Origin of the sequence: Paenibacillus solisilvae, from assembly GCF_042656405.1 — a bacterium.
Classification (GTDB): domain Bacteria; phylum Bacillota; class Bacilli; order Paenibacillales; family Paenibacillaceae; genus Paenibacillus_Z; species Paenibacillus_Z solisilvae.
The window spans coordinates 1-4261 of sequence record NZ_JBHSOW010000138.1 but is presented as its reverse complement, the minus strand read 5'-3'; the positions used below and the strand labels follow the sequence as shown (position 1 = coordinate 4261).

The following is a 4261-nucleotide window of genomic DNA, read 5'->3' as shown; positions in this document are numbered from 1 at the left end:
GATAACGAGCAAATTAAGTTCCTTATTGGTTTTGTGGAAAAAAACCGAGATATTTTAAGAAGTGAAACAAAGAAGCTTAGAAAATAATTCTTTTAATCATGCTTTACACTATCCTAGGGTGAACCGTCCACAAGTCATTGAGCTAACGGAACACATCATCGGGTTGACCTTTTCCATTAGCTAAAGTCTCAAATAACCTCTTTTCTGCAATACTTAATGTCTTAAAATAGTGTAATTTCATTTCCGTCTGATTTTCTGTATTTATGTTATCATTCAATCATTTTGCTTTCCTCTCGATCTAAAAAGGTGGAAATATTGGTGTCAGCATATGAAGTCGTTAAAAAATTCGATCTACTTCTTGTACATAAACCAGTTGCTATTTTTTCACCGTTAAGATAATGAAAAGCGGTCTTAAAAAGCGTATCCTCACTGGACTTTGTTAAATGGACCGTTCTACAATTTACACAAAAAAACAAGAGACACTCTCCTCCTTTTTTTGAATAAACAGACTTTTCAGATTATTTATCCGAACTAAGTTGAGCGGAACCAATTTTAATTGATTTAATCAAGCACACGCAGATAAAACCACCTAATTTTGTACATATGTACTGCTTGCTGGCATTGAACGGGCAGGATAGTTTGGGCTCTCTTGCAATTGAAACAAAACCTTCTATCTGAACGTTTATATGGCATTCGAACGAAACGAGGTATCTTTGATGAAGATGAAGAGTCGATTCCTTGTTGTAATCCTATTTGTGATGGTGGCTCTGACAGCGTGCGCGAACAACAAAGGAAATGAAGGTAAGTTAACTTTGGATGATAACACCAGAGGTGCAAAGCCTGACATTTATCATAAAGAAACCATTGGAAGCCTAGCTTATGAAATTCAGCTTGCTAAAAACCAGTATGGATTCGATGATGAAATCGAGGTCAATGCGAAGGTCACGAACCTTGGAAAAGAAACGCTCACATATGTTTCCGGTAGTTCTAGCTGTCCTAGTCATTTAAGTATTGACATTGTAGACCAAGAATCGAATACAAGGTTGGCGACAGAGCAAGGTAAAGCTTGCACATCAGACCTCCGCACCTCTAAATTAGATCCTGGTCAAACCGTTGAAGACAAGTGGGTTTTCATTCCGAAGCAATGGATTAAATCCGAACTTGAGCCGGCGAACGCTGGTATTTACGATGTGAAGGTTGCATTGTCTCCGGAAATTAACTTATCTTCTGAAAATCAACAAGAACACAAAAATCAGCGTGTTGCCGCCAAAACAGAGATAACTTTATACTGAACATTGGCAAGGATTTTCACGCTAACGGGTTTTGACGAAGGAGCTACCGGGGCAGCTCCTTTTGCTTTTTCGCAAAATCAGATGTTTTGTACATATGTCCTTTTGCTAAATCGATGCTTGCTGTCAAAGGGATTAATGCCATTTCACTAGCTGGTATTTTGGGTGAGGCAGGCGATTTAAGCGGTTTTGTGCACGGAAATGCCTTGCTGCGTCATGCTGGTCTCAACCTTGCAGAAGCAAGTTCAGTTAAATGGACCGGACAAATGAAGATTAGCAAACGGGGGCGCTCTCGCCTTCGACGTTTTATCTTCATGATGACGATGAGTTTAGTAGCGAACAATCCGGAGTTTAAAGCCATGCATGCCAACAATGTACAGGTAAAGAAGTTAAAGAAAATGAGATCCATTATGAAACTGTGTGGCAAACTAGCAAGGATTTTAGTTGGAATGGCTCGCAGCGGCGAAGCCTACAACTTCGTTGTACGAGTTTTGGCTTATTCGCAGGATTTCAAAGAAAGCACGGAGTACCGGATGTATTGAACCAAAGGGCACCGACCCGTAACGATAGCAAGACCGGCCTCCACCCCTTGGACAGGCGTAACGAAGGAATGAGAGGGCATAGACCCGTTGAGACATGGGAGTGAAAACCTCCAGGGGCGGCGTGGAGAAAGCGTGCAGTATATGGAAGGATATGGGGTTTCAACCTCCCCCTCTATTTCCTCACGCCTTCATGTTGTCCGGGTCTTCTACGGTGTCCCTTTTATTATCTTTCAGTATTTCTGGCAAGGGTGAAATCCTGCGAATAAGCGAGCATTCGTGAGAAAAACATATTGTACTGAGGGAGTACAATACATCAATGAAAAGGCAGCCATTCAATCGGTTGCCTTTTCCCCGTTAATGGGCAGGATAGCATAATGGTGCGCCTAGCAAAGCTAGGCACAACTAGTTGGTGAAAGTCCAACCGAGGTAGGGACCAAGCCGCCTCGTAGCTAGCAGGCATCTGGTGGCGAGATCCTAAGGATGAAGCCCTGTGAAAACCCCCAACTGGGGTGAAGCAAAACTGCAGGCTGTAACATGAAGTGAATCCTGCCGCATCGTCATATCGAACCCGAAGGGGACAAGAGGGAGCCGAACCCCGTATTGTACGGTGAAGGCCATGGAACGCGTGAAGAACTTGGAAAAGCAGCGCGGAAGAATCCTCCGGTGTATGGGGAACAGCATGTAGTAACAGTTGTGTCTGGAACTAGGGAGACCCTACCTCGCACGACAGCGGCGTAAAGCGCGAACCTATAAGCCCGGAGGGTGAAGTGGTAAGCGGCGAGAAGGGAGTCGGAGAGGGTGGTAGTACCTAAGAACGCAGGACAACATAACCTGCGGGAGGAAAGCACCCTTACTTTGTTTACGGGTAACAATGGAGGTAAGAGCGAGTGAATGCAGTGAAATCTGCTAACTACACCAAAGTAAAAGTTCAAGAACTCCAAAGGACCCTCTACCTTGCGGCAAAGGCAAGTAACAAGCGCAGATTTCATGCTCTGTACGACAAAGTGTACCGGACAGATGTCATGTGGGAAGCATGGAAACGGGTCAAAGCAAATCGAGGAAGCGCCGGCATCGACGGTGTGACTATTCAGCACATTGTACAGGAGTATGGAGAAGAGCAATTCGTGATGGACGCGCAACGGCAGTTAGTGGAAAACGTCTACCGTCCTAAGCCAGTTCGGAGGAAGGATATACCGAAGGGCGATGGTAAAACACGTCCGCTCGGAATACCCATAATTCAGGATAGACTGGTACAAATGGCAACGAAAATCGTCCTTGAGGCAATATTCGAGGCGGATTTCAAGGATTGCTCGTTTGGGTTCCGACCGAAGCGAAGCGCGAAACAGGCGATAGAGCGGATACACAAGACGGTAAACTATGGGAGAGTGTACTGGGTGGTGGATGTAGACATCGCCGGTTACTTTAACAATATCCCACATGACAAATTGCTCAAACTCGTGGAACAACGGGTGAGTGACCGAAGAGTGTTGAAACTTATTCGACAGTGGCTGAAAGCCGGCGTCATGGAAGATGGACAGGTTCATAACACGGAAATCGGAAGCCCTCAGGGTGGAGTCATCTCACCGCTACTCGCGAACATCTACCTGAACTATCACGATACCCTTTGGGAAAAGCAATTTTCCCATATTGGCACATTGGTGCGATATGCTGATGATCTAGTTATTTTATGTGAAAATAAACCCCACGCTATGGAAGCCATTCAGGTGCTTAAGGCAGTTTTCAGGAAACTGGAATTGACGATGAACACGGATAAGTCCAAGCTTGTGAACCTGTGGCTGGATAAAGAGGGATTCGACTTTCTCGGATTCCATCACCGCCGCATGCCGAAGTTGTTTAAGTCGGGGAAATTCTATGACCTGCGAAGTATTCCATCCAAAAAGGCGATGGAGAAGATGCGTGCCAAGGTAAAGGAAGTAACAGCACCACGTGCGCGACTTTACTGGTCACCAAAGCAAATGGTAGACAAGCTCAATCCCATCATACAAGGGTGGAAAAACTATTATGGCAGTGTAGATCCTGGCATGTCGAACAAATTTCTATTAAAAGTGGACTGGCATATTATTCGTAGACTGACACTGTACTGGAACAAAAAGCACAAGCGAAACCAACTGCACCCGAGGAGGGTCGCCGAGGTACTTGGTCGTATGGGACTGAAACGAGTAAGTGCTTGGGGCAGCTATACTGCCCAAGGTGAAGAACATCGGAAAGCCGTATGCGGGAAAACCGCTCGTACGGTTTGATGAGGGAGGACTGGGAAACCAGTCCCCTACTCTACAACAAGTGAAAAAAATATAAAAAATCACATATCATCCATGTGTAGTAGTGGTAAAATTAGAAATTATTGGGTGTGGTATGTGATCATTATTGATTTAAGATATTGAGAGGGAGGAAACGGATATGCAGGCAAAT

2 protein-coding genes and 1 pseudogene are annotated in these 4261 nt (G+C 44.8%); all 3 read left to right on the top strand.

Features of this window, described 5'->3' with window-relative positions; all coding sequences use genetic code 11:
* Positions 1–716: 716 nt before the first annotated feature.
* The 3 genes and pseudogenes from ACFPYJ_RS33030 (at position 717) to ltrA (ending at position 4092) form a co-directional block, all read left to right on the top strand.
* Entirely contained in the window at positions 717–1292 is a 576-nt protein-coding gene (locus tag ACFPYJ_RS33030; RefSeq protein ID WP_379192843.1) for a hypothetical protein, read from the top strand.
* Between the two features lie 83 nt (positions 1293–1375).
* Positions 1376–1831, top strand: a pseudogene (locus ACFPYJ_RS33025) (transposase); the annotation flags it as partial.
* An 887-nt stretch (positions 1832–2718) separates the two neighbouring features.
* Positions 2719–4092, top strand: coding sequence for a group II intron reverse transcriptase/maturase (ltrA, locus tag ACFPYJ_RS33020; protein WP_379192841.1), 1374 nt, complete (start codon positions 2719–2721; stop codon positions 4090–4092).
* The last annotated feature ends 169 nt before the right edge of the window (positions 4093–4261 follow it).